Source organism: Natronococcus sp. A-GB1 (assembly GCF_029688845.1).
GTDB lineage: Archaea > Halobacteriota > Halobacteria > Halobacteriales > Natrialbaceae > Natronococcus.
In genome coordinates this window covers 15866-41844 of the sequence record NZ_JARUKW010000006.1, presented here as the reverse complement: position 1 = coordinate 41844, position 25979 = coordinate 15866, and the positions used below count along the sequence as shown (strand labels likewise).

22 protein-coding genes and 1 pseudogene are annotated in these 25979 nt (G+C 65.7%); 14 read left to right on the top strand and 9 right to left on the bottom strand.

Annotated features, from left to right (window positions below; all coding sequences use genetic code 11):
• Positions 1-60: 60 nt before the first annotated feature.
• A complete protein-coding gene (locus tag QA600_RS08435) occupies positions 61-312 on the bottom strand; it encodes a BolA family protein (RefSeq protein WP_278291505.1) in 252 nt (83 codons plus the stop codon).
• A 94-nt stretch (positions 313-406) separates the two neighbouring features.
• Here QA600_RS08435 and QA600_RS08430 point away from each other — a divergent pair, with 94 nt between their 5' ends.
• The 3 genes from QA600_RS08430 to QA600_RS08420 all read left to right on the top strand — a co-directional run bounded on the left by QA600_RS08430 (position 407) and on the right by QA600_RS08420 (position 3847).
• The gene (locus QA600_RS08430) at positions 407-910 is read left to right on the top strand and encodes a hypothetical protein (RefSeq protein WP_278291504.1); all 504 of its coding nucleotides are present in this window, start codon (positions 407-409) and stop codon (positions 908-910) included.
• Between the two features lie 53 nt (positions 911-963).
• The gene (gene cysS, locus QA600_RS08425; RefSeq protein ID WP_278291503.1) at positions 964-2466 is read left to right on the top strand and encodes a cysteine--tRNA ligase; all 1503 of its coding nucleotides are present in this window, start codon (positions 964-966) and stop codon (positions 2464-2466) included.
• Between the two features lie 673 nt (positions 2467-3139).
• Entirely contained in the window at positions 3140-3847 is a 708-nt protein-coding gene (locus tag QA600_RS08420) for a DUF6517 family protein (protein WP_278291502.1), read from the top strand.
• Here QA600_RS08420 and QA600_RS08415 read toward each other — a convergent pair.
• From QA600_RS08415 to QA600_RS08400, 4 genes are all read right to left on the bottom strand, one after another.
• On the bottom strand, positions 3844-4917 hold the full coding sequence (locus QA600_RS08415; protein WP_278291501.1) for a presenilin family intramembrane aspartyl protease PSH: 1074 nt from the start codon (positions 4915-4917) through the stop codon (positions 3844-3846). The two genes, QA600_RS08420 and QA600_RS08415, sit on opposite strands and share 4 nt — an antisense overlap.
• A 64-nt stretch (positions 4918-4981) precedes the next feature.
• Positions 4982-5224: a Gar1/Naf1 family protein gene (locus tag QA600_RS08410; protein ID WP_278291500.1), complete on the bottom strand. Its 243-nt coding sequence runs from the start codon at positions 5222-5224 to the stop codon at positions 4982-4984.
• On the bottom strand, positions 5224-5502 hold the full coding sequence (gene srp19, locus QA600_RS08405; RefSeq protein WP_005555248.1) for a signal recognition particle subunit SRP19: 279 nt from the start codon (positions 5500-5502) through the stop codon (positions 5224-5226). Before srp19 ends, QA600_RS08410 begins: the two co-directional genes overlap by 1 nt.
• 108 nt (positions 5503-5610) lie before the next feature.
• Positions 5611-6753, bottom strand: a complete 1143-nt coding sequence (locus QA600_RS08400) for a PGF-CTERM-anchored ABC transporter substrate-binding protein (protein ID WP_278291499.1) — start codon at positions 6751-6753, stop codon at positions 5611-5613.
• Between the two features lie 59 nt (positions 6754-6812).
• Between QA600_RS08400 and btuC the strand changes: the two genes are divergently transcribed.
• The 3 genes from btuC to gatE all read left to right on the top strand — a co-directional run bounded on the left by btuC (position 6813) and on the right by gatE (position 11117).
• A complete protein-coding gene (gene btuC / locus QA600_RS08395; RefSeq protein WP_278291498.1) occupies positions 6813-7835 on the top strand; it encodes a vitamin B12 ABC transporter permease BtuC in 1023 nt (340 codons plus the stop codon).
• A complete protein-coding gene (locus QA600_RS08390; RefSeq protein WP_278291497.1) occupies positions 7832-9145 on the top strand; it encodes a heme ABC transporter ATP-binding protein in 1314 nt (437 codons plus the stop codon). Before btuC ends, QA600_RS08390 begins: the two co-directional genes overlap by 4 nt.
• 103 nt (positions 9146-9248) lie before the next feature.
• A complete protein-coding gene (gene gatE, locus QA600_RS08385) occupies positions 9249-11117 on the top strand; it encodes a Glu-tRNA(Gln) amidotransferase subunit GatE (RefSeq protein WP_278291496.1) in 1869 nt (622 codons plus the stop codon).
• Between the two features lie 57 nt (positions 11118-11174).
• Here gatE and QA600_RS08380 read toward each other — a convergent pair whose 3' ends face one another.
• Both QA600_RS08380 and QA600_RS08375 read right to left on the bottom strand, forming a co-directional pair.
• Complete coding sequence (locus QA600_RS08380) at positions 11175-12509, bottom strand: MFS transporter (protein ID WP_278291495.1); 1335 nt, start codon at positions 12507-12509, stop codon at positions 11175-11177.
• 785 nt (positions 12510-13294) lie between these two features.
• Positions 13295-13774 (bottom strand): Lrp/AsnC family transcriptional regulator, encoded by a 480-nt coding sequence (locus QA600_RS08375; RefSeq protein WP_278291494.1) that lies wholly within the window; start codon positions 13772-13774, stop codon positions 13295-13297.
• Positions 13775-13960: 186 nt separating this feature from the next.
• Here QA600_RS08375 and QA600_RS08370 point away from each other — a divergent pair, with 186 nt between their 5' ends.
• Positions 13961-15028, top strand: a complete 1068-nt coding sequence (locus tag QA600_RS08370) for a DMT family transporter (protein ID WP_278291493.1) — start codon at positions 13961-13963, stop codon at positions 15026-15028.
• 118 nt (positions 15029-15146) lie between these two features.
• A complete protein-coding gene (locus tag QA600_RS08365; RefSeq protein WP_278291492.1) occupies positions 15147-15845 on the top strand; it encodes an HTH domain-containing protein in 699 nt (232 codons plus the stop codon).
• Positions 15846-15978: 133 nt separating this feature from the next.
• Here QA600_RS08365 and QA600_RS08360 read toward each other — a convergent pair whose 3' ends face one another.
• The gene (locus QA600_RS08360) at positions 15979-16761 is read right to left on the bottom strand and encodes an RNA methyltransferase (protein ID WP_278291491.1); all 783 of its coding nucleotides are present in this window, start codon (positions 16759-16761) and stop codon (positions 15979-15981) included.
• Positions 16762-17902: 1141 nt separating this feature from the next.
• Between QA600_RS08360 and QA600_RS08355 the strand changes: the two genes are divergently transcribed.
• The 4 genes and pseudogenes from QA600_RS08355 to QA600_RS08340 all read left to right on the top strand — a co-directional run bounded on the left by QA600_RS08355 (position 17903) and on the right by QA600_RS08340 (position 21772).
• A complete protein-coding gene (locus tag QA600_RS08355; protein ID WP_278291490.1) occupies positions 17903-19132 on the top strand; it encodes an orc1/cdc6 family replication initiation protein in 1230 nt (409 codons plus the stop codon).
• A gap of 141 nt (positions 19133-19273) precedes the next feature.
• Positions 19274-20113 (top strand): annotated as a pseudogene (gene folP, locus QA600_RS08350) (dihydropteroate synthase); the annotation flags it as partial.
• Between the two features lie 372 nt (positions 20114-20485).
• The gene (locus tag QA600_RS08345) at positions 20486-21178 is read left to right on the top strand and encodes a 6-hydroxymethylpterin diphosphokinase MptE-like protein (protein WP_278291488.1); all 693 of its coding nucleotides are present in this window, start codon (positions 20486-20488) and stop codon (positions 21176-21178) included.
• Positions 21179-21442: 264 nt separating this feature from the next.
• The gene (locus QA600_RS08340; protein ID WP_278291487.1) at positions 21443-21772 is read left to right on the top strand and encodes a hypothetical protein; all 330 of its coding nucleotides are present in this window, start codon (positions 21443-21445) and stop codon (positions 21770-21772) included.
• Between the two features lie 136 nt (positions 21773-21908).
• On the opposite strand, the gene QA600_RS08335 is transcribed toward QA600_RS08340, so the two are convergent.
• The gene (locus QA600_RS08335) at positions 21909-22913 is read right to left on the bottom strand and encodes a TIGR04024 family LLM class F420-dependent oxidoreductase (protein WP_278291486.1); all 1005 of its coding nucleotides are present in this window, start codon (positions 22911-22913) and stop codon (positions 21909-21911) included.
• 232 nt (positions 22914-23145) lie between these two features.
• Here QA600_RS08335 and QA600_RS08330 point away from each other — a divergent pair, with 232 nt between their 5' ends.
• Positions 23146-24891: an ABC transporter substrate-binding protein gene (locus QA600_RS08330; protein ID WP_278291485.1), complete on the top strand. Its 1746-nt coding sequence runs from the start codon at positions 23146-23148 to the stop codon at positions 24889-24891.
• Positions 24892-25076: 185 nt separating this feature from the next.
• On the top strand, positions 25077-25952 hold the full coding sequence (locus QA600_RS08325) for a phosphatase PAP2 family protein (protein WP_278291484.1): 876 nt from the start codon (positions 25077-25079) through the stop codon (positions 25950-25952).
• Positions 25953-25979: the final 27 nt, after the last annotated feature.

The window sequence follows — 25979 nt, the reverse complement described above, 5'->3', positions numbered from 1 at the left end:
GCGGTTCGGCCGTCGGTGGGGACGGATCGGAGCGCGGGTCGCAGGGCCGCCCGACGCCAGCTACTCGAGGTCGTCGTACTCCTCGGGCGTGTACGTCGACAGCTCGAGAGCGTGGATGTCGGTCGTCATGTGGTCTTCGAGGGCGTCGTACACCTGCTGGTGTTGGCCGACGAGCGACTCACCTTCGAACGTCGGCGAGACGACCGTCGCGGCGAGGTGATCGTCGTCGTGTTTGTCACGTGCGTGCGTGACGGCTGCCTCGGCGCCCTCGAGTTCGGACTCGATCACGGCTTCGACGTCGTCGGGTTTCATACTCGACCGATGGAGCGCTCGCGGCAAAAGCGCCGCGGTCGCCGCCGATCACGAGGCTTATCCCTCCGCGGTTGTGTGTCACAGCTGTACACCTATGTCGCTCGCGAGCGAAACGCGTCGAGCCGTCGACGGGAGCCCGTTTCTCGTCGACGCACTGCGGGCCGGAGTCGTCAACTACACCGCGGCAGCACGGTATCTCGACGTCGACGGCGAGACCGACGCGGTCGCGACGGCGATCCGTCGCTACGCCGAGGAGCTTCCCGCCTACGAGACCGACGCCCGGGAGGTCCGGGTTCGAATGGAGCGGGGAATCACGCCGGCCTCGATCGACGGCTCTCAGCCCGAGACGGCGCTGTTCGCGATCGGCGGGACGTCGTTCAGGTCCGACAGCGGCGACCTGACGGCGATCGTCGCGACGGGCGACGTCGACGCGACCGCGCTCGGGACGACGCTGAGACGGCTCGAGATCGAGGGGATCGATCCGATCGCGGCCGGCGTCGGGGAGGGAGCGATGATGCTCGTCGTGGAAGGGGCCGCAGGAGCCGACGCCCTTCGAACGGTCGAGGGCGCCCTTGAGGCCGTTCCCGTCCGGGAGTAGCGCTTCGAAGGTAAAGACACGTTTTAACTGCAGGCCACGGATACACCCCTGTAATGACCCTGAACGTGACGAACACGTTGACGGGCGAGACGGAGCCGTTCGAGCCGCAGGATCCCGACGACGTTCTGCTCTACTACTGCGGCCTGACGGTTTCTGACCCGCCCCACCTGGGCCACGCCCGCTCGTGGGTCCACGTCGACGTCATGCACCGCTGGCTCGAACAGCTCGGCTACGGCGTCCGCCACGTCGAGAACTTCACCGACGTCAACGAGAAGATCGTCGCTCGCGTCGGCGAGGACGACCTCGGCGACGACGAAAGCGAGGTCGCCGAAACCTACATCGAACGTACCCTCGCGGACATGCGCTCGCTGAACCTCCTGCGGGCGGAGGTCTACCCCCGCGTCTCCGAGCACGTCCCCGAGATCGTCGCCCTCGTCGAGACCTTGCTGGAGAAGGGGTACGCCTACGAGGCGAACGGCTCGGTCTACTTTGACGTCACTAGCTTCGAGGAGTACGGCAAGCTCTCGAATCAGGAGCTCGAGGAGATCGAGTCTCAGGGCGATCCCGACGAGCGCTCCGAGAAGCGAAACCCCGCGGACTTCGCGCTCTGGAAGGCTGACGGCGTCGACAGCGACGCGATCGAGGAACACCGCCACGAGGGGGCCGCGCCCGCCGAGGAGGCCTGCGAGACTGCGCTGACCTGGGAGTCGCCGTGGGGCGAGGGCCGCCCCGGCTGGCACATCGAGTGCTCGGCGATGAGCACGACCCACCTCGGTGACACCCTCGACATCCACGTCGGCGGTCGCGATCTGGTCTTTCCCCACCACGAAAACGAGATCGCCCAGTCTGAGGCGGCGACCGACCAACAGTTCGCGAACTACTGGCTCCACTGCGAGCTGTTCCAGATGGACGAGGAGAAGATGTCCTCGAGTCTGGGCAACTTCGTCACCGTCGACGAGGCCGTCGACCGCTGGGGGACGAACGTCGTCCGCACGTTCCTCACCGCGGGTTCCTACAACAGCCAGCAGCTGTACTCCGACGAGACGATCGCCGAGGCAGAGGAACGGTGGGACCGACTCGAGCGTGCCCACGAGGCGGCGACCGCGGCGATCGACTCTCCGGACGCAGGCACCAAAGCCGAGGACGGCGAACTCCGCGAGGCAGTCGCCGAGGCCCGCGAGGCCTTTAGGGAGGCGATGAACGACGACTTCAACACCCGCGAGGCCCAGTCGGCGCTGCTCGAGATCGCAGCGGCGATCAACCGCCACCTCGAGGGACGCGAGGGTGAGCGGGCCGACTACCGCGGACTGCGACAGGCCGTCGAGACCCTCGAGGAACTCGGCGACGTCCTCGGACTCTCCTTTACCGGCGAAACCGACGGCAGCGCGGAGCTCGCGGGCGACGTCGTCGAACTCGTGCTCGACGTGCGCGAGCACGAGCGCGAGGCGGGGAACTACGAGCGGGCCGACGAGCTCCGCGACGAGCTCGAGGGGCTCGGCGTCGAGGTTCAGGACACCGACGACGGGGCGAGCTACCGGCTCCCTTCCGGCGAGTAGCTGTCGCCGACTTCTGCTCGGACCGGATCGGTTTCACGCGCCTCGTTCGGCGAATTTCTCGAGCGGTGCGATCGGCGGTCGTCCTTGGACCGTCCGCCCTGCGTCGTGTAAACCTCATCCTGTTATATCGAAACTCCCCGATGGTCCCACATGACTTCGGAGCTTGTAGATTGACGAACAAAAAGCGACCCGCTGATCGATCCGTGTGGCTGTGAAACTCGCGTTACGTACAGACGAACGACGTAGTACTTCGGCCCGTCCTACTCTTTTTGCGGAGGCGCGCGCTGTCGACCGCCTGAGCGCGAGCGAGGGCGGTCGATAACATTGTGCGAGGGATGAGCGAGCGAGCGCAGCGAGTGAGCGAATCGGCTGGGGAGGACGTGGCAATCCCGTGTGTTCGTGTGAGTAGAACTTGCTACTCGTCAGTATCACCCGAAAGCCCCTGCCCCTTTCAGTCCCACCCGACGGTGATTAGCCGGGCCTGCAGACTCGAGGCCGGACGGTCCATACGCACTAGACACAACGCCGGACGGTCCATACTACTCATGTCGGGAGGTAGATCCGTCACTAGTCGGGGGGTTGTCGAAACTCTTCGGCCAAACTGCTGATCACGAAACGGACGCCTCGAGTCGGCCGCGCCACTTATGGCCGGCAAGCGGTTCTTTCAGGCTAGATGAACCGACGACAGTTCGTCGCCGCGGCCGCGGTCGGGGGAGTCACTGTGTCGGCCGGCTGTCTCGACGACTTCCTCGAGGACGCGACGACGTTTTCGGCCACGCCGGCGGTCGTCGCCGAGAGCGCGACCGACGACACCGGCTACGAGTACCAGGGAACTGAGGAGATCGTCTCCACCGAATCGGTCGCCGGCCAGGAGATCGAGGTGACCAGCTACGGCTCCGAGTACACCCGGACGATCGACCTCCCGCTCGACATCTTCGGCGGCGAGATCGAGGCCGGCGTGTTCGCCGTCATCTCGACGCCGCAGGTCAGCGTCGCCGGCGAGGAGTTCAATCCCGTCGGCGAGATGGAAAACGAGGAGCTCGTTCAGGAGATCCAGACCCAGTACGAGGAGCTGCGGATTGAGGAGTCCGTCGGGGAGCGGTCGGTGAGCGCGCTCGAGGAGACGATCACGCTCGAGACCTTCGAGGGCGAGGCGGTGTTACACGGCGAACACGGGATCGACATCCTGCTCGATATCGCCCAGCTCGAACACGACGACGACTATCTCGTGATCGTCGGCGTCTACCCCGATCTCGAGGACTTCCCGATCGACTCCGAGCGCGATCGGATCGACGCGATGGTCCAGGGGCTCGAGCACGACGACGACGTCGACGCGGAGATCGTCGAGAGCCGCGAGGAGGAAGAGCCGCTCTCCGATTAGAGGCCGAGCGCGGTCGCGATCGAGACGCCACTCGCGAGCGCCCCCAGCAGGTACCCCCCGATCGCGCCGCCGTTGAGCAGGGGGAGCCCGGCGTGAGGTCGCCCCTTCAGAACCATTCCCATGAGCACGAGCAGTCCAGCAAGTGTCCCGAGAATTGCCCCCAGCGCGGGCACGTTCAGCGCGATTCCGGGCACGTCGAGGGCGCCCGCCTCGAGGAAGTACGCCGCGCTGGCGACCAGAATCGTCGGGATGATGGCGTCACCCAACCCGATGAACAGGGCGTCGCGGCCGGCGTCGCCCGGCTTCTCGGCGTCGGAGTCGGCTTCCGGTGACGTTGGTGAGTCGGGTTCGCTTTCGGCGGTCGGCGTCCCGTCGGCCGAGCCTTCCTTGGCCCGACTCGAGTCGCGCTCGTCGGGACCCGGCTCGCCGCCCTCTCGATCGTCCTCGAGCGACGCCTCGGAGCCGTCGGCGAGGTACGAGTACGACAGCGTCGTCGGAACGACCAGCACGACCGGAATCTTGAGATCCATCACGCCCTCCGCGAGGTCAAGCATATGTTCGGTCCGGTAGACGCTGATGGCGTCGTAGATCGCAAGCGCCGAGAGCAACAGGATCGCGGGCAGGAGACCGAAGCTGATCCCGAACAGCGCCGCGGCGCCGGCGCCCATCAGGACGCCGGTGAGGTCGATGACGTACCACTCCGGGTACAGCAGGAGTGCGGCGCCGACACCTAGGGCTGCGCCGACGGCGACGACGTTGACCGGCCCCGCCGTAACCACTGGCGGAACGAGTTCGGTGAGCACGAACCAGGCGAGGAAGACGCTCACGCCGATGACCAGCGCCCTGATGACCCACTCGAGGTCGTACCGGAACGTCGCGAGCATGAATCCGGTTGCGACGAGGATCACCGCGAAGTAGACCAGGCTGTTGGTCGGGTTCTCCGGATCCTCGACGGCCTGGCGGTCGGCGTCGTGGAACGGCTCGATCAGCGCCAGCGCGCCGAGTTGCACGGCCAGAAACAGCGCCACGGTCGCGCCGACGGCCGCGAGCACCCGGGTCCGGTGGTCCATGCCGCGGCGTTCGCACCCGCTCCTCTTGGTGCTTTTCGTTACCCCCTCGAGCCCTCGCCGCCGGTCAGCGCGCGTACAGCGCCGACCCGACCAGCGTCGGGAGGTGGACGTCGTCGTCCGGCGTCACCGCCAGGTAGGGACCGTCGACGGGGCCGAAGACGTCGACGACCCGTCCGACCGACTCCAGCGAGTCGTCGAGCACCATGGTTCCGATCTCCTCGCGGAGCCGATCGTCGTCGGCGTCCGGGTTCGCCCGCAAGATTGCGAGCCCCTGGGCGGTACGGACGACCTCTCCGACTCGGCGCATCAGTCCCGCATCGCGACGACGTACGCCGCGACGGCCTGGACGAGGTCGTTCTTCGAGTCGTCGGACCCTCGGACGACGACTCGGCCGCGATCGGCCCAGTGCTCCCGGGAATAGGATTTCTCGCGTTCGATCGTGGCGTCGTAGCCGATCTGCTGGACGGCCTTTGCGATCTCGTCGACCGTCGGCTCCTCGACGGCCAGCTCCTCGGCGACGCGTCGTCCCTCGGCCCGGGAGAGGTCGGCATCGAGATAGGCGGGCCAGATGACGTTCTCGACCATACCTCCGACTCGAGCGGCCTCCGGGTAAACACTTTTCAAAAGTGTCGGGTCCGCGCTCGAGGAACCGACTCGAGCGCGGATGGTCGGTCGGCGGTATGCGAGTCGATACTACCGACGGCGAGCGAGAACGGCCAGGACGGCAACCAGCGCGGCGACGACCGCGGGAACGCCGAAGCCGGGGATCGAGTCGTCGTCCTCGGCTGCGTCGTCCGCGGGTTCGTCGACCGCGTCGTCGGCGTCCGCGTCGTCAGTGTCCGCCTCGTCGTCTGCATCGTCGGTCTCGTCCGCGGCGTCGTCCTCGGCCTCGTCGGTCGCTTCGGCGTACGCCTCGGGGTGGACCTCGGCGACGATCTCCTCGATCGCCTCGACGACGAGCGGACCGGGCTGGCTCATGAACTGGTCGTTGACCGCGACGAACTGTTCGTCCTGGAAGGCGGTCGTTCCCATCACGGCCTCGCTGACGGGCGGCTCGTCACCCCAGGATTCGCCGTAGATAATCCACTCGGGATCCTCCTCAACGACGACCTCGTCGCTGATCTCGGCCCAGCCCTCGATGCCGGCCTCCGCGCCGAGGTTCTCGACGCCGGCGGTGGTGATGATCTCGTCCTGGAAGGTGCCTTCACCGGCGGTGAAGCCGTCGCCCATCTCGTAGTACGCGAGCGGGTGCTCTTCGTCCTCGACGGTCGCCTCGATGGTCTCAAGGCGTTCCTCGAACTCCTCGAGGGCGTCCTCGGCGCCGTCGCACTCGCCGACGATCTCGCCGGTCAGGCGGACGTTCTCGGCAACGCCGTCGAGCGATTCCTCGGTCGGGAAGACGTAGACGTCGAGTCCGGCGTCCCGGAGCTGGTCGACCACGTCGTCGCCCTCGAGGGCGTTCGCGGCGAGGACGACGTCGGGATCGCGGTCGATTACCTCCTCGGTGACGGGCGTGACGCCGTCGTCCTCGGTGATGTCGAGCTCCTCGTCGGCCCCGAGGTAGTCGGTGTACTCGCCGACGGGCATCCCCGAGAGCTTGTCTTCGGCCCCGATCTCGTGCATTACCTGCGCGTCACTGGGCTGTAAGGCGACGACCGAGTCGGGCTCCTCATCGACGGTTACCGTCTCACCGGTTGCGTCCTCCCCCTCGAACGGAAACTCGCAGGTCGGTTCCTCCTGTGCGACGTCGGCCATCCCCCCTCCCGCCGCGACAGCGGGAGTAAACGCGGCCAGCGCCGTCAACACCGCAACGAAAACGATCACTGAATTTCGCATCGACCGACACTGCGAGACACTCCAACAAATATTTGTCTACTGCAAGCGAGTTTGCAGCCGTGTCCGCTCCGAACCGTATCGTCGCGTGGTCGGTCGCGCTCTCGACGTTGCTGGTCGGCGTCGTTATCGCGAGCGCGGCACTCGGCCCGGTTCGGATCGACCCGCTGACCGTCTCGCGAGTGATCCTCAGCCTCGTCGGCGTCGGCGCCCACGAGGTACCGGCGACCCACCGGACGATCGTTGCGGACGTCCGCCTGCCACGGATCCTACTGGCCGCGACGGTCGGCTTCGCACTGGCAGCCGCGGGGACGGTCATGCAGGGCTTTTTCAGAAACCCGCTCGCGGATCCGTCGATCATCGGCGTCTCCTCGGGCGCCGCGGTCGGCGCCGTCGCCGCCATCGCGTTTCCGGCGCTGGTGCCGATCGGGAGCGTCCACCTGCCCGCGTTCGTCGGCGCTCTGGTCACCGCTTTCCTCGTCTACGCCATCGCGACCGAGGGCGGGCGGACCCCGGTCGCGACATTGCTGCTCGCGGGCGTCGCGATCCAGGCGTTTCTCGGCGCGGTGATCTCGTTTATGATCGTCCACAGCGGCGAGAACCTCCGGGAGGCCGTCATCTGGATGATGGGCCACCTCCACCGCAGCACCTGGGGCGACGTCGGCTTCGCGTTACCCGTCACGCTCGTCGGCGTGCTCGTGCTCGGCGCCTACACCCGCGAGATGAACGTCCTCCTGCTCGGCGAGGAGGACGCCCAGAGCCTCGGCGTGAGCGTCGAGCGGACCAAGCTCCTCCTGCTCGCGCTGGCGAGTCTCGTCACCGCCGCGGGCGTCGCCGTCGCCGGCATCATCGGTTTCGTCGGCCTCGTCGTCCCCCACATGATGCGCCTGATCGTCGGCCCCGACCACCGGATCCTGCTGCCGACCAGCGCGCTCGCGGGTGCCTCCTTTCTCGTGATCGCCGACACCGTCGCCCGGGTAGGTGCCTTCGGGCTGCCGATCGTCCCCGTCGGGATCGTCACCGCGACCGTCGGTGCACCCTTCTTTCTCTACCTGCTGACCAGCCGGGAGGTGCACGCGCTGTGACCGACGGTGATGCGTTGCCGACGGCGAGAGATGGGGCGCAGATCGACGTCGAGGACGTCGCGGTTTCGTTCGGCGAGACGACCGTCCTCAAGGACGTCTCCATCACGATCGAACCCGGCGAGCTCGTCGGTCTCGTCGGCCCGAACGGCGCGGGAAAGACGACGCTGCTTCGAGCGATGAGCGGCTCGCTCGAGCCCGACCGAGGGGCCGTCGACGTCGACGGCGCGCCGTTGCACGAGCGGTCCTCGAAGGCCGCGAGCCGACTGGTTGCGGTCGTCCCGCAGAACACCGACCTCTCCTTTTCGTTCGACGTCCGGACCATCGTGGAGATGGGCCGGTACCCCCACCGCTCGCGCTTTTCGCCGCCCGGTGAGGCCGATCGGGCAGCGGTCGATCGCGCCCTCGAGCGCACTCGCACGGCGAAGTTCGCCGACCGACCGATCGACGAGGTCAGCGGCGGTGAGCGCCAGCGGGTCGTCCTCGCGCGGGCGATCGCCCAGCAAACCCCCATTCTCCTGCTCGACGAGCCGACGGCGAGCCTCGACGTCAACCATCAGATCGAAACCCTCGAGCTCGTTCGCGAGTTCGTCGCGGAGGGCCGCACCGCCGTCGCCGCGATCCACGACCTGAACCTGGCCGCGCGGTACTGCGATCGACTCGTCGTCCTCTCGGAGGGGTCGGTTCTCGAGTCGGGGCCTCCGGAGTCGGTGCTGAACCGGAGCGTCCTCGCCGCGGCGTTCGACGCGAACGCCGTCGTGACCGAGAGTCCGGTGACGAGGACGCCGACAGTGAGCGCGCTGCGATCGACCGACGCCGAGGCGACCGTTCCCGATCGGGTCCACGTCGTCGGCGGTGGCTCGACCGCCGCGAGCGTCGTCGCCGAACTCGCCGCGGCCGACTGTACGTGTACGGTCGGCCCGGTCGCGAGCGGCGACGCCGCTGCTGAACTCGCCCGCGGACAGGGGTTCGAGACGATCTCGGTCGAGCCGTTCACCCCGCTCTCGGACGCCGATCGGGAGGTGGCCCGCGGAGCGATCGAGGACGCCGACGTGACGGTCGCCGCGGATCTCGAGGTCGGCGCCGGAAACCAGCTGTTACTCGAGGAACTCGCCGAGATGGACTCGCTCGCCGTCCTTGAGGACCGGCCGTTCACCGAGCGGAATCACGCGGGCGGGCGGGCGCGGGAACTGTACGAGCGCTGTCGGCAGCGAGGTGTCGTCGCTCCGCCGACGGACGTCCTCGAGGCGGTCGCCGAGGCGGCAGCCCGTCCGGAACCGTCGAGGACGGAGCTCGAGGCCGACGACGACTGAGTTCGCGAGGACGAACGGGCCGACGGGGTTGGCGGGACGAAGCGCTCGCGTCCGCGGGCCGGACTGAACGGTTTTTTACCCTCGCGCCCCAGAGTGGCCGTCAATGACCGAGTACGACTACGACGAGCTCGGACTCGTCGCCGGGCTGGAGATCCACCAGCAACTCGACACGGCGACGAAGCTGTTCTGCCAGTGTCCGACCGAACTGCGCGAGCCCGAGGAATCGACGCGGCGGTTCACCCGCTATCTCCACCCCACCCGCAGCGAGCTGGGCGAGATCGACGACGCCGCCTTGGAGGAGAGCAAGGTCGACCGCGAGTTCGAGTACCTCGCGTACGACTCGACCTGCCTCGTCGAGGAGGACGACGAGCCGCCCCACGAACTCGACCGGGAGGCCCTCGAGACGACCCTCGAGGTGGCCCAGCTGATGGAGATGAACCCGGTCGATCAGGCCCACGTCATGCGAAAGCTGGTCGTCGACGGCTCGAACACGTCGGGGTTCCAGCGCTCGACGCTGATCGCCACCGGCGGCGAGATCGAGACGAGTGCGGGCACGGTGGGCATCGAAGATCTGCTGCTCGAGGAGGAGAGCGCCCAGCGCGTCGCGGAAACCGACGACGGCGTCCGGTACAGCCTGGATCGGCTCGGGATTCCGCTGGTCGAGATCGGTACCAGCCCGGACATCTCGTCACCGGAGCAGGCTCTCGAGGCCGCCGAGCGGATCGGGATGTTGCTCCGCTCGACGGGGAAGGTAAAGCGCGGCCTGGGGACGATCCGCCAGGACGTCAACGTCTCCATCGCCGAGGGCGCCCGCGTCGAGATCAAGGGCGTCCAGAGTCTCGACGACATCGACGACATCGTCCGCAACGAGGTCGCCCGCCAGGTCGAGCTCGTCGAGATCCGCGACGAACTCGCGGAGCGGGAGGCGTCCGTAGGCGCGATCCAGGATGCGAGCGACCTCTTCGAGGATACCGACAGCGGCGTCATCGGCGGCGCCCTGAGCTCCGGCGGGTCCGTGATGGCCGTTCTCCTCGAGGGGTTCGATGGCCTCGTGGGTCGCGAAATCGCTCCTGACCGCCGTCTCGGTACCGAGTTCTCGGACCACGCGAAGCGCCACGGCGCGGGCGGGATCTTCCACACCGACGAGCTGCCCGCCTACGGCGTCACCGACGAGGAGGTCGCGGCCCTTCGCGAGGCCGTCGGCGCGGACCCCGAGGACGCCGTCGCCATCGTCGCCGACGACACCGACACTGCCGAGTCGGCGATCGAGGCGGTCGCCGAGCGCGCCCGGACGGCACTCGAGGGCGTCCCCGAGGAGACCCGCGGTGCGAACGACGACGGGACGACCCGCTACCTGCGGCCGCTGCCCGGCGCGGCGCGGATGTATCCCGAAACCGACGTTCCGCCCGTCGAGCCGGATCCGAGCGAGGTGCCCGAGCCCGAACTCCTGACCGAGAAGGTCGAGCGCTACCAGGACGAGTTCGACCTCGGCGAGGGACTGGCCGAGCAGGTCGCCTACGGCCGCCGGATGCCGCTGTTCGAGGACGTCACCGCAGCGGGGATCGACCCGACGCTCGCGGCCTCGACTCTCGAGTCGACGCTCACTGAACTGCGACGGGACGACGTCCCCGTCGAGAACCTGACCGACGAGCACCTCGAGGCGGTGCTCGAGATGGCCGACGACGGCGACCTCCCCAACGAGGGTGTGGGTGACCTGCTCGCGGCGCTCGCCGAGGAGCCCGATCGCACGGCCGAGGAGGCCGCCGAGGCGGAAGGGCTCGGCGGCGCGGACGAGAGCGAGGTCCGCGAGGCTATCGTCGAGGTCGTCGAGCGAAACGAAGACCAGGTCGAGGAGGAAGGGATGCAGGCCTTTTCTGGCCTGATGGGCGAGTGCATGGGCGCGCTTCGCGGGAAGGCCGACGGCGACCTCGTCAGTCGGCTGCTGCGCGAGGAGATCCAGCAGCGGGCCTAAGTTGGAGATCGAGTTCGGCTCCGAGCTCGAGGTGATGGTTGCGAGCGAGCAGCGTCGTTACTGATAGGCCTCGAACTCCTGGCCGAAGAGCGCGAAGTAGACGACGCCGATCATCCCGACGACGGTGGCGATCGTAAAGGAGAGTTCGGGGCTGACGAACTGCCAGAGAAACCCGCCCAGCGCACCGCTAGGGATCACGATCGCACCGCGGATCAGGTAGTACGATCCCGTCACGCGGCCGCCCGACCCCTGTTTTGCCGGGCCGACGACGAGCGCCTTGTGAGCCGGCAGGCCGGCGAATCGCAGTCCCGAGAAGGCAAAGAGCGCGACGAGGAGCCACGCCTCGTCGATCCCGCCGAGGTACTGGGGGCCGAAGATCAACAGTACGGGAAAGATCGCATAGACGAAGAATCCCAGCCCGACGACCGGTTTGAGGCCGACATACTCGGCGACCTTCGCGGTCGGTGCCATCGTCAACAGCGCGACGACCATCTCGACTCCCAGAAGGACGCCGAAGAAGGCGGCGGGCGAGAGGTCGATCGTCCCCACGAGAGGTAAGGAGAGCGTCAGCCCGATCTCGAGCAGCTGGGTGATCACGAGAATGAAGAAGGCGTACACCATCCCGTTGGCGAAGCGGACGAACGTGTCTGCCACGAGCAACGGTCGCAGCGGGTCCGGCAGCGCCTGCAGGTCGTCGACGATCTGGCCGATGCCCTCGAACTCCTTGCCGACGGAGTCGGCGTCGACCTCGTACAGCAGGTGCTGGACGATCGTCCCGAGGAGGGCGAAGACGATCGCGATCGCGAGCACCCAGAGGAAGCCGGGCATGAGTTCGTCGGCGACGAGCGCTGCGACGATCAGCGGCGCGATCAGGAACGCGGTCCGGCGGAACGTCTCCGTGCTGGCAAACCCGCGAGCCAGCCGACTCGGCTCGGTCGCCTGCTTGACAATGGCGTAGTGACCGCCGATGCCGAAGGACTTCCAGCACTGCGCTAATAGTAGCCCGACGAACACCCACACCCACGGCTCGAGGATGACGACGCCGAGATCGATCGCGGGCACGTAGGCGGAGCCGAGCCAGATCGCGAAGCCAAAGGTAGAGAGAAAGCCGAAGACAGTCAGGGCGTACCGCGAGCCGACGCGATCGGAGACGACCCCACCGTAGTATGGGTAGATGGCACCGATGACGTTGCCCAGCGTGGCGAACAGCCCGACGACAAACCCGCCCGCGCCGAGGTACACGAGGTAATCCGGCAGAAACCGGTTGGTCATCTGGAATCCGAGGCTGAACGCGAACATCGCCAGCGACAGTACCAGCACGTCACGCTGCAGCGAGAAGAACTGCCGAAACGCGTCGAGCGGGCCGGCGACCTCGGCTTGCTCCTGTGCCATGGTACAGAGTGGAACGGTACCAGGTCAAAGTTCCAGCGGAATCGGTGATTCGCGTAGTGGGCGGGGTATACTCGAGCGAAATCACGTGTTGCGTAGAGGTGAACGATGTCTCAGCTCGGTCCGACCATTCCACCTGCAGTGGCGCGCACTGTCGACCGGCCGAACGTCAGGGAGGACGGTCGACGACATTGTGCGAGGTCTTCGCGAGGAAACGAGCGAAGGCTTGGAAGACGCGCTGTGTCTTCCTGTGGACGAACGAACGGAGTGAGCGAGTCGGCTGGGGAGGGTGTGGCAGCCCCTGTGTTCGTGCGAGCAGGACTGGTCTCGTCGGTATCACCGCGAAAGCCCCTGGCCCGCTCGAGGGCTGCGACTCGCTGTCGTTCGAAAGGCGCGGAGCGCCTTTCGTGAGTGAGCGAATCTTCGATTCGCGATCTCTGCGAAACCGACGGTTTCGCTTGATGACGAGAGACCGAAGGTCTCTCGAACCACGCGCTTCCCTCACTGCGTTCGGTCCAATGCTTACTTCGCCTTGCTCCCCGAGCAACGGGAGAGCGAAGCTCTCCCGAGCGGCGAGGGACCGTTGGTCCCTCGAGCAGTCGGCGCTTCGTGCCGACGACCTCGCGGATGCTTCGCGTCCGCTCAACGCACCAGCCCCTTTCAGTCCCACCCAGTTGCGGTTGATCGGCATGCAGCCTCAACGCCGGCCGTTCCCTTCGAACTCGCTACATAGCGGCCCCTCGGAATCGCGGCGACGATGATCGAGTCCGGAGGCGCTATCGATCCGCTTAGTCGACCAGCTCCTCGAGCAGCGTTTCCAGCTCGTAGCTCTGTAGGGCCTCCCGCTCCTCGATCGCCGAGATGACGAACGTCGAGTCCGTGCGGTCGACGCCCTCGAGCTGTTCGAACTCGGCGATTAGCCGTTCGACCATCCCGCTCTCACTGAGGCGGGCGACGACGATGAAGTCGGTCTCGCCCATCGTGAAGTAGACGTTCGTCACGCCCTCGACGGTCAGCAGGCGGTCCGCGAACTCCTCGTAGGAACCCCTGTAGTCGGCGTGGATCTCGACGATGACCGTAACGTCGAGGCCGAGCTCCTCGAGGTCGATCTCGTAGCGGTCGTTGGCGATGATCCCCTCCTCGCGGAGGTTGTTGAGTCGGTAGTGGATCGTCGACACTGGAATTCCAGTCGCCTCGTGGAGCGCTTCGGGGCTGCCCGTCTCGCGCTCGGAGATTGCCTTCAGCAGGCGCACGTCGCGTTCGTCCATACCGCGAGTTCGAGCGATGACGTGATCGGCCTTTCGACTCGGACGCTCGAGGTTGGATCTTTCTCTAATAGTAACCCCTCTTTTCGGGGACCGGCTCGGATCGAATTCATATGTGTGATTCTGCATCCGATCTCGAGAGTGTTGTTGTAGAAGGGTCTAAGTATGCCGACTGATTTCGAACGTTCTATGATTCGACGCGCGTTCTTTCGGTCTGGGTACGGAGATATACTGTTGTTCTCGATCCTCGCGATCTGCTGGGGAACCTCCTTCGTCGCGATCGAGATCGGCCTCGAGTACGTACCTCCGTTGCTGTTCGCCGGGCTCCGCTACGGCGTCGCGGGACTGATCGTCTTCGGCTACGCCGCCGTCGTGACCGATCGGCTCCGGCCCGTCGACCGAACCGAGTGGCTCTCGGTCGGTGTCGCCGGGCTCTTCCTCATCGCGTTCTACCACGCGTTGTTGTACGTCGGCGAGCTGTACGTCTCGGGTGCGATCGCGGCGACGGTCGCCAGCACCGCCCCGATCCTCACCGCGGCGTTCGCCGGAGCGATCCTGCCGCGGGAGCGACTCTCGTCCGCGGGGGTCGTTGGGCTCGTGCTCGGCCTGATCGGGGTCGTCGCCGTCGTTCGCCCCTCGCCGGCGGGACTCGACACCGAACTCCTGCTGGGTGCGGGACTCGTCTTCGGCGCCGCGATTGCGTTCGCGGTCGGGACCGTTCTCGCGCGGCCGCTCGACGCCGGGCTTCCCCTCGAGACGCTGCAGGCCTGGGCGATGCTCGTCGGCGCGGCGGTCCTGCTGGTCGGCGCCCCGCTCCGAGGCGAGTCGGTCGCAGCGATCGACGTGACGCCGACGGCGCTGCTCTCGTTTACCTACCTGACGCTCGTCTCGAGCGTGTTCGCCTTCCTGCTGTACTTCCAGCTCCTCGACCGAGCGGGCCCGACCCAGGTCGCGCTGGTAGGGTACGCCGAGCCCGCCGTCGCGATCGGCGTGAGCTGGGTCCTGCTCGGTTACGTCGTCGACTCGCTGACGGTACTGGGGCTGGTGACGATCCTCGCCGGCTTCGCCGTCATCAAGCGTCGACGGCTCGCTCGCGTCCTCGAACGTCGACCAGAGGTACTCCGGCGTCCGGTCACCGGGATTCGGACGCTGCGAAACCCGACTGAGACTCGTCGCTCGTCCCCTGCCGAGGCTAGAACCGACGGCGGTGTTCCTCGCGATACCGAGCCCGTCAGTCCGGAGTCGAGGGCCGACTGAGGACTCGCCGCTGACGACGAACTTCTACGTTAAGTGGTACCGAATGCCTCGAGAAACACCTCCACAAAGGTTTATACGAAATAACGTCGGCTAGCTCACACGAGAGAGGGGATCCAGTATGAACGCACAGACACGAACACTAACGGTGGTATGTCACGTCCGGGCGCCGCTGTTGCTCGAGCCCGTCGACAGTCAGGTCGAGAGCTTGCGCGCCTGCGAGGAGGAGGGAACGATCGACGAACTGCTGGTACGAAGCTGGCCCAAGGAGGTGGGACTCTCCGAGAACAGTCCCTACCAGGAGGTCCTCGAGACGTACGACCGGTTCGAACAGTGGGCCGACCGACGAAACGTCTCGATCCGGCCGCCGTTTCGGATCCGAACCACGACCTCGCAGGTGACCGACGAGCGTCGCGAGGTCCTCGTGACCCCGCTGCTGTGTCTCGAATGTTACGCCGACGACGAACTGGTCGCCGTCTACCCACACTCGACGGACGACGAGACGATCACGACCGAGGACGTGATCGCCCGCATCCGGTGTGGCGAGGGTCTCGTATCGGCGGCTCCGATCGGTATCGGCGAGGGTAGCGACGTGGAGGCGAACGGTCTCGAGCGCGATGACACCGGCGCCGAGACGGCACCGTCGCCGCGATCAAACGACTGTCCCGACTGCGGCGAACGGCTCGTCGACGGACAGGGGCTGGTGGCCTGCCCGGACTGCGGATGGACGGGAACGATTACCGAGGATGGCGGCTACGCGCCGGCCCCGGTAGAACGCGTCTCGGATCGGAAGCCCACAAAGGCGCTTTCGGATCGATAGAGCCGCGAACCGCGAATCCGCAGAACCGCGACCCTCCGATCGATTTGCATCTGAGACTCGAGGGGAAAGTCTACGACTTCAGTTGTGGGAAGAAGTCAGACTCACCGATCCGTTCTCGGAGCGCAAGCGACGTTCAGTCTTCGGCGGGGCGCTCCGTCGCCCTGCGGAGGATCCCGAGCAGCGTGTTCGCCTCGCGTTCGGTTAGATCCGCGCGGCCGAACACTCGCCGGAGCATCCGCATCGTCTTGTCGCGTTTTTCGTCGGGATGGTTGAGCTCCTCGAGCAGGGCACCCCACTGGTCGTAGAGCCGATCGAGCGTCGGCTCCGGTGCTCGGGTGCGTTCGAGGTCGGGTAGCTGCGTTCCATCAGCGGGAAGCGTGAGCGTACGGAGTTCGTACAGCGTCACCGTCGCGGCCTGACCGAGGTTCAGTACGGGGTAGTCCTCGCTTGCGGGAATCGCGCAGACCTCGTCGATCCGCGCGAGCTCCTCGTTGGTGAGCCCGACCCGCTCGCGACCGAAGACTAGCGCCGTCGACGCCTCGACGGTCGGCAGTCGCTCGGCTAAGTCGGCCGGCGTCGAGTAAGGATAGCGCATGTGACTTCGGTCGTCCTCGTTCGTGACCGCGGTACAGCCGATCGTGTGATAGCTCTCGGCGAGCTCGCCGAACGATAGCTCGGTCGCATTCGGGAGGATATCCTCTCGAGCCTGCCCTGCAAACCCGTACGCCTCGCCGTCGGGATCCAGCTCCGGCGGATCGACGAGCAGGAGGTCCTCGAAACCGAAGTTCTTCATCGCGCGGGCGATGGTGCCGACGTTTCCCGGGGTCTCAGCGTCGACAATGGCGACTGCCGGCGGCGTTCGGTCGGCGGGGGTCGCGTTCGGATCATCCGTGTTCGTCTCGGCTGGTTCAGTCATGGATCGGACGTCGCTGGTGGAGGCTGTCTCGGCGTCCTCGGGACCGGTCGTCGACTCGAGGGAGAGGACGGAAGCGAAGGTTCATACCGTCGGTAGCGAGGCCGCTTGCAAAAGTCGACTGGTCCCGAACGCACCTCGAGGCGGGAGGTGGCTCGAGAACTGCCCTTGAGGCGACGTCGGTTCGGCCGGCCGAGCCGTGTTGAAGACTCCGTATCGGAATTCGTCGGGCCCCACTACCGATCGGACACTCACTCGCTTGGAATGGATGGGTTAGCTACAATAGTTACAATACCTACTATAGTCACAAATGGCAGGCGGTTTGAAATAGCTACGATAGGTACCATAGGTGGGTTAGATGTAGTTTGTGCCGTCTGTGCTATCTGTGTTGTCTGTGTTGATTGTATTGGTTGTGTAGTAGTAGAGTAGAGTACTAGTCTAGTAAGGAGGAAAGAGGAGGGACGTCCCGCCTTCACGCTCTGAGGCCTCATTCAACTCGAGTGTCACCTTCCGATCCGCCGCTTGCAACCCGAAGAGGGTCTCCTCGCTCTCGTTTGTTTTCCCCCGTAGCCGACGGCTGGAGCGGGCTCGAGGAGGTCATTCCGATCGAACGCGACGGTCGGAGGGGACACACCCCCCTCGCGTTTGTAACGCTGAACGAGCGTGGGGGTTCTGTTTGGTTACACACCTCCGTCGCGGCTGTAAATCTTCTCTCTCAGCGAGAAGAGCGGGCGATTTTCGGCTCTCAGCTCGAGACCCCCCCCACCTGTTTGCCGTTACATCCGCGACGGGGGTGTGTGTCCCGAGCGAATCGGCTGATAGGTTACGCAAACGTCGACATACCGACCTCTGGACCCTGGAACGACGATACTCGGTTTTCAGTTTCGGACCCTCGGCTCGGTTAGAAGAGCCACCAGCAGTTTCCGCGGGGGAGACGCGCTTGGAACCCGTTACATCCGCGAGGGGGGTGCCCGTCGGAAGTTCTCACGCATCTACCCGCTCACAAGCGCGAGGACGGCGATATCGGTAGAAGCGAGCGCACACTCTCAAAACACCGTCCAGAACGCCCCACGAACCCGTTTTACATCCGCGACCAATCTCCATACCTTTATTTCAGTTCGGTGGGAAGGGACGGTGTACTGCAATGTCCGCGAACGACGACCGCGATCCGCTCTTCCGATACGACGATCCGATCTTCGCCGACGAGCGGCTGCTCGAGATCACGCACCTGCCCGGTCCGGACCGGATCGTCGGTCGCGATGAGCAGATGCAACGCGTTGCGGACGCCCTGAACCCCGCGATATTCGGCAGCGAGCCCAACCATCTCTTTATTTTCGGCAAGACCGGAACCGGCAAGTCCCTGATCTCGAGGTCGGTGGCGAAGCGGGTGATCTCGGAGGCCAAACGCGACGACGTCACGGTCAACTACGCCTTCATCGACTGTGGCGAACAGAACACCGAGGCCTCGATCGTCAAGACGATCGCCCAGCTGGTCAACGATCCCGAACAGAGCGGGATCACCGTTCCCGATCGCGGGCTGGGGACCGGCGACTACTACAAGCGGCTTTGGCAGGCCGTCGACCGCTGTACCGACGTCACGATCGTCATCTTAGACGAGATCGATATGCTCGAGGACGACGAGGTGCTCCGAAAGCTCTCGCGCGCGGGCGAGAACCGACGGATCTCGGACTCGAGCATCGGTATCATCGGCATCTCGAACAAGATCGACTTCCCCGATCACCTCTCGGAGCGGGTCAAATCGAGCCTTTCGCGGGACGAGCTCGTCTTCTCGCCGTACGACGCCAACCAGCTCGTCGAAATTCTCGAGAAACGCCGAGACGCCTTCCACGACGGGGTGCTCTCGGGCGACGTGATCCCGCTGACGGCCGCCCTCGCAGCCCAGGAACACGGCGACGCGCGCAAGGCGATCGACATTCTCCGGAACGCAGGCCGCATCGCGAAGAAACAGAACGCCGACCGCGTCACCGCCGACCACGTTCGCGACGCCAAGGAGAAGACCGAGGCCGACCGGTTCAACGAACTCATCGAGGGCTCGCCCCAGCAGGCGAAGGCGATCCTCTACTCGCTGACGATTCTGACCGAGAACAGCACGGAAAAGGAGTTTCCGACGAAGATCATCTACAACCAGTACAAGGAGGTCGCCCGTCGGCTAGGCTTCGACGTTCTCTCGGAGCGACGGGTCCAGGAAATTCTCCAGGAGCAGAACTTTTTGAACGTTATCCAGTCCGAGCGTGAGGGTCGCGGGCGCGGACGAGGCGCTCACGCGAAACACCGCCTGCTCGAGAACCCCGTCATCGTCAAGAAGGTCCTGCTGCGGGACTCGCGGCTGGCTCCCCTCGAGGACGATTCGTAGGCGACCGATCGGCGTCGGCAGCTCGTTGCTCTCCTCGGAACCGCGTTCGTCGTCCGTTCTCCTCTTCGGGACCGTAACACCCCGACCGCGTCGTTCGCCGGGACCGCGATGCCTTTTTACTTCGCTTTCTCAGGGCCGGGTATGGATAGCGTCGACGCGGCCGGACTCGGGATCGGCAACGGCTACCCGACCCGGATCATGGGCGTCTTGAACGTCAGCGAGGAGTCGCCGTACGATCCGAGCGTCTACGACGACCCCGGCGAGGCGGCCCGATACGTAGACGAGGAACTGATCGGCGAGGGTGCCGACATCGTCGACGTCGGCCTCGAGTCGGCGAACAAGCGTTTCGAGGTGCTGCCGGCAGAGGAGGAACTCGAGCGGCTCCACGTCGCCTGCGAGACGATCGACCGCGTCGAGGGCGAGGCGGTTTTTTCGATCGAAACCCGGTATCACGAGGTTGCAGACGCGGCCCTCGAGCGGGGGTTCGACATGGTCAATGACATCTGCGGGTTCGCGGATCCGCAGATGCCGGCCGTCTGCGAGGCCCACGACGCCGCCGTCGGGAAGATGGCAAGCCCACCCTACCTCGAACGTCCCGGCGCGGTCGAGGAAACCGACTGGGCCACCCGGAAGTCCCCGGAGTGGGCCGAACGTGCGGAGTACGTCGATCAGGTGTACGAGGCGCTGAAACAGAACGGGCTCACCGACAGGACGATCGTCGATCCCGCCTTCGGCGGCTGGAGCGAGGCCCAGACGCTCGAGGACGACCGGGAGACGTTCCGTCGGCTGGCGGAGTTTCGGGCCCTCGAGCGACCGATACTGGTCTCGATCAACCGGAAGAACTTCCTCGGCGATCTCGTCGGCCGGGAGACCGAGGACCGCCTCCCGGCGAGTCTGGCCGCAACGGCAATGGCGATCGAACGCGGCGCCGACGTCGTCCGAACGCACGACGTGGCGGAGACGCAGGACGCGGCCGTGATCGCCGACGCGTTCGGCGGGCGGACCGACTGAGGAGCACGGACCGTTCGGCGTTCGGCGGTTTCGACGCGATTCTCGCGGGAGAGGGGACGGTATCGGTCCGTTCGGAGCCGTTCAATCGAACTGGTAAGTCAAGAGAAAGCTTATGTCGGAGGCTCCGAAAGGACGTGATGGACGCCGGGCGGTCTCCCGGGTAGGGGTACTTTGGAGGCGACGCCCGGCCCACAACACGGAATTATTGTGTCGTTACGTCGACCAGTGACGACGCCAATCTCCGTCGAACGCACGGATACAGATAGTGGCAGCGAAACGCACAGACACATACGCCATCAGTGGAACGCACAGACACATACGCCAGCAGCGTAGAGTACGCGTATGGAGTTCGACGAGTGGGAACCGGTGTACGAGGCGATTCGCCGTGATTTCGGCTACGACCGCAACGGCGACGAGCGCGCACGGGACGTCCTGGCCTCACTCACGGAGCCGTTCGACCTCAAGCGACTCGACGCAGCTGACGGAGCGACCGTCGCGATTGCGGGGGCCGGCCCGAACCTGTCGGACGAACTCGACGACGCCCGCGAGGCCGACGTCGTCTTCGCCGCCTCGACGGCCGCCGACACCCTTCTCGAAGCCGGCGTCGGCGTCGACTGCATGGTCACCGATCTCGACAAGAACCCCGACACCGTCAGGCGGTTGACCGAGCGGGAAACACCGGCCGCGGTTCACGCCCACGGCGACAACGTCCCGCAGCTCCGGGCCGTCGTACCCGACTGTCGCGGCGAGTGGCTCCTGCCGACGACGCAGGTCGCGCCCCGCGGTTCGGTTCGGAATCCCGGCGGCTTTACCGACGGCGATCGGGCCGCCTTTCTCGCGGACCACCTCGGAGCCGCCCGACTCCGGTTCGTCGGCTGGACGTTCGACGACCCGTCCGTCGACCCGACGAAGGCCCGCAAACTCGAGTGGGCCGAGCGACTGCTACACTGGCTCGAGCGCCGACGGGGGGAGCGGTTCGACGTGCTAGACGGACGGCGAGGGTGCATCGAGACGACTCCGCTCCCGATCGAGTGATCGTGCCTATATTCGCCCCTCGAGACGGCCCACCATCGGTCGGTGACGCGACACCGGGGACGCCTCACCCGCAGCTCAGTATCAGAAATCCTTATTATGATGTACGATGAACAGTCTTCCGATAGCAGCCGATATACGGCCTAGAGGGCGAAGTAACCACGACTGAGGTTTCCGAGACCGTTCCGCTCGAAACGTTGTATTTAATTTTGAGCTGCTTTTTATTATACAAGAAAGCTTATGCCGGAATGCTCAACTTATGGAATTATGTCATCAGAAACTTCGGTGCAGAACGACGCTTCCGGTAGCCGGGACGATCGGCTTCCGAATCTGGTTACGATCGTCGGCCGCGGGGTGCCGTCGAACTTCGAGATCGCGGTCGGCGGCGAGATCGAGATGCTCGCGGACGATCCCGTTGCGGAAGGGACGGTCGTCTCGGGCGGCGTCGCGGAAGGAACGATCGAGGTCGGAGTCCAGCGGTTTCGCTTCTCGGGCCAGATGGCCAACGTTTACGTCGTCGACTGGAATGGCGTCGAGATGTCCGACTCAGCGAGCACACCCGAAGTACACGTCGATTACGGGATCTCGTCACGGTAGCGGGACCGGCGCCCGATGCTTGCAGCGATCGATCTCTGCACCGAGGGATTTCCGCTCAGTTTTGCAGCTCCTCGTGTCGGCTACGGGTCCGTTCCCATCCTCGCCTTCCCCGTAGCGACGGCTCTCGTCCGCTCTTTCAGTGGTCGGGTGCGAGCGCTTCGATCGTCGCCTCGATCTCGTTGCGGTCGGCGCCGCGAGGAAACCCGATTGCGAGATCGTCGACGCCATCGATAGCCGCGAACTTCTCGAGTTCCTCGCGGGCGCGTTCGGGTGTTCCCGCAGCACCGAGGTCGTCGAGCAGTGGGTCGGGGATCCGCTCGACGGCGCGGTCCTGTTCGCCGCTGGCCCACGCGGCGGCGATCTCGTTGGCCGCCTCCTCGTACCCCTGCCGGGCGAGTGACTCCCGGTAGTACGTTCCCATCGCACCGACGTAGAACGCCAGGTGCTGTCGGGCGAGGTTGCGGGCGCGATCGCCGTCCTCGAGCGCACAGGCCGTCACCGAGAGCGTGACGCGGACGTCCTCGGGGTCGCGGTCACCGAGTTCCATCCCGCGCCGGAGATCCTCGAGACGGTCCTCGAGCCCGTCGGGGGTGAAGACGATCGCGTGCCAGCCGTCGGCGAACCGACCGGCGAGCTCGACCGATTTCGGTCCCATTCCCGCGGCGTCGATCGGGACGGGTTCGGACGGGGGCTCACAGCGCAGTCGAAACCCCGCCAGCGAGAAGATATCACCGTCGTAGTTGACCGTCTCCCCGCTCATCACCGCGCGCATGATCTCGAGGTACTCGCGGGTCCGCCGGAGGGGACGGTCGAACTCGATCCCGTGCCAGCCCTCGATGACGGCGGGGCCGCTCGGCGCAATCCCCGCCCGAAGCCGTCCGTCGGCGACCTCCTGGAGTGTCGTCATCGTCTGGCCGAGCAACGCTGGCGATCGGGAGTAGACGTTGACGATGCTCGGGCCGAGTCCGATCTCGTCGGTCTCTCGGGCCATCGCGGTCAGGACGGTGACCGCGTCCCGGCCCCACGTCTCGGGGAGCCAGGCGTACTCGTAGCCGTGGGACTCGCCGAACGCCGCGAGTTCGACGAGCGAGTCGACCGAGGGCTGTGCTGCGACCGGAAGGTGAAGGCTTCTGTCTGTCATCGGGATCACGCTGTCGGCCTCCGACGCGTTCGATCGCGGACCGATCGGTCCCAGCCGGGAGTCGCGACGGGAGACGGATCTGACGTACACAATCAACTCTCTTAACGTTTCCTCCGCCTAGCAGAGCTGCTCCAGGTCGTGGTATGGCGCGGTAGATCCTCCGTACGGCAGATATACGAGTTGTCGATTTGGGAGTAAGTCCTATACACCGCGGTACCATACCGTTGCGTATATGGAGGACGTCGGTTCTCCGACGACGCGTCGGAGGCTACTCGCGGGGACCGCAACCGGTATCGCCGGCTCCCTCGCCGGCTGCACCGAGAGGCTCTGGTCCCGCGCCGAGAGCCCCGGTCCGGACCAGGTCTCGTTGACGATCAAGGCGGTCCCCGCGGACGACGACATCATCGCCGCAAAGATCGCGAGCCAGCTCCGGGAGAACTTCGAGACCGCCGGAATCGACGCTACGTTCGAGCCGATCGCCAAAGCGGAGTTACACCGCAACGTTCTGCTGGGGGGCGATTACGACGTCTTCGTCGCCAGACACGCCGGTATCGACGAGTACGACGCGCTTCGTGGGCTGTTGCACTCCCGGTACGCCACCGAAGCGGGCTGGCAGAACCCGTTTCAGTTCTCGGACGTTACCGCCGACGATCTGCTCGAGACCCAGCTTACCACCGCGGACGAGGACCGCGACCGGGTGCTCTCGGAGCTGTTCGACCACCTCACCGAGACGGTTCCGTACACGGTCGTCGCCTTTCCGTCCCGGATCGGCGCCGTCGGAACGACGCTGTCGGAGACCGTTTCGGGCCCGCCGTACCGACCGATCGACTACCTCGAGATTCTCTCGGAGCCTCCCGACGAGGGGCCACAGGACCGCCCACTCGAGGTCGGCGTCTTCGGCGAGGCGCTCACCAGCCGACTGAATCCGATCGTCGTCGACTCCAACCAGATTCCCGCGCTGTTGGCGCTACTCTACGACCCGCTCGTGTATCGGACCGACGACGGGGCGATCCCCTGGCTGGCCGAGGACGTCGAGTGGGACGGCGGCTCGCTGCTCGAGGCGAGAGTCACCCTGCGAGACGACCAGCGCTGGCACGACGGGGAGTCTCTCGATGCCGAGGACGTCGCGTTCACCCACCGATTCCTTCGAGATACGTCCCTCGGCGATACCGAGAGCGGCGTCCCCGCACCCCAGTATCGGGGCCAGCAGAGTCTCGTCGAGAGCGTCGAGGCGGTCGACTCCCGGACGGTCGAGTTCTCGCTTCGAACCACGAACCGAGAGACGGCGATCCGTGCGTTTCAGGTTCCGGTGTTGCCCGCTCACGTCTGGGAACCCCGGTCGACCGTCGTCGGCGAACGTCAGACCGAAGCGCTCGTCCACGACAACGAGGAACCGATCGGTTCGGGACTGTTCGAACTCGAGGCAGTCACCGACGACACCGAGGTGGAGCTGGTTCCGTTTACCGACCACGTATTCTACGACGCGGACGATCGACCCTCCGTCGTCGAGGAGTTTCCGCAGTTCGACGGGATCAGGTTCGTCGTCGCGCCGAACTCGGGGGCGGTCGTCGACCTGCTCGAGGAAGAGGAGATCGACCTCACGGGGACCCCGCTCCCGGCCGACGAGACCGGACGAGTCAGCGATCTGCCGGGCGGGTCCGTGCTAACCGAACAGACCGACGAGTTCTACATGGTCGGCTACAACAGCCACCACGAACAGCTCGGCAACCCCCACTTTCGTCGGCTTCTCTCGCGACTGCTCGACCGGGATCACGCCGCTGCCGAGCTCCTCGACGGATTCGCGGAGCCGGCCCGATCGCTGGGTTCGCTGTTCGGGGTTTACGAGAGCGAACTGACCGACGAGGAGACCGAACTCACCACCTTTCCGGGCTCGGACGGCGAGGTCGACGCGGAGCAGGCGCGGTCGCTCTTCGAGGCCGAAAACTATCGGTACGAGGACGGCGCCCTGCTCGAGTGAGACCGTCTGTCGTCCCGAGTATCCGGACGGTCTGCCGTCCCGAGTGTCCGGAACGACCGTAGCACGGCTCGCGGTCGCTCCGAAAACGACGTCCGTCGGTCCAAAAACGATGTCCGGTCGTTCGTGCGAGACGGCGATGATCCGACCGGGCCGTATTAATGTCTCCCGCGACGTACGTATCCCGTATGAGCCTCGCCCAGGTCGTCCTCGAACTCGCGCTCGTCGTGACGACGATGCTCGTCACGGCGACGCTCGTGTTCGTCGGGCCCCGACGTCTCGTCGCCGCGGTTCGGGGCTATCGATGGCGACTGGAGGCCTGCCTGCTGCCGATCGCTGCGCTCGGAGTCGTGCTCGCGTTGCGGTGGTCCACCCGGGACGTCGCCCTGCGTCTCGAGCGTCGGGTGGTCGGACACAACATCACTCACACCCTGTTCGCACTGGAGCAGCGACTGCTCGGCGAGACGCCGGTCGTTTTCCTCCAGTCGATCCAGACCGAGGCGCTGACCGAGTTCTTCGTCTTCATCTACATCTACGGCTACGCGTTCCTGTTGCTGTTCCCGATCGTCGCCTACTTCGCGCTCGAGGAGATGGAGGAGCTGTCGACGCTGCTGCTCGCGTTTACGGCCAACTACGGGATCGGTCTGGTCTGCTACATGCTCTTTATCGCCTACGGTCCCCGGAACTTCGATCCGCTGGTGTTCGAGCCACTGCTGTACGACGCCTTCCCGCAGTCGCGGGCGCTCACCAACCAGGTCAATCAGAACACGAACGTCTTCCCGTCGCTGCACACGTCGTTATCGATGACGGTGTTCTTCCTGGCCTGGCTGACTCGCGACCGGTACCCGCTGTGGGTTCCGCTGTCGGGCTTTCTCGCCATCAGTGTCGCGCTGTCGACGATGTATTTAGGTATTCACTGGTTCCTGGACGTCGTCGCGGGGACCGTCCTCGCCCTGATCAGCGTCTACATCGGCGTCAACTACACCGTCGACGGGATCGTCTCCACCGGTCGCCGGTACCTCGCCAGACGATTCGATCGGATCGGGAAGCCAGGGAGCGAGTGACTCCCAATCGAGTAAGGGTCCAAAACT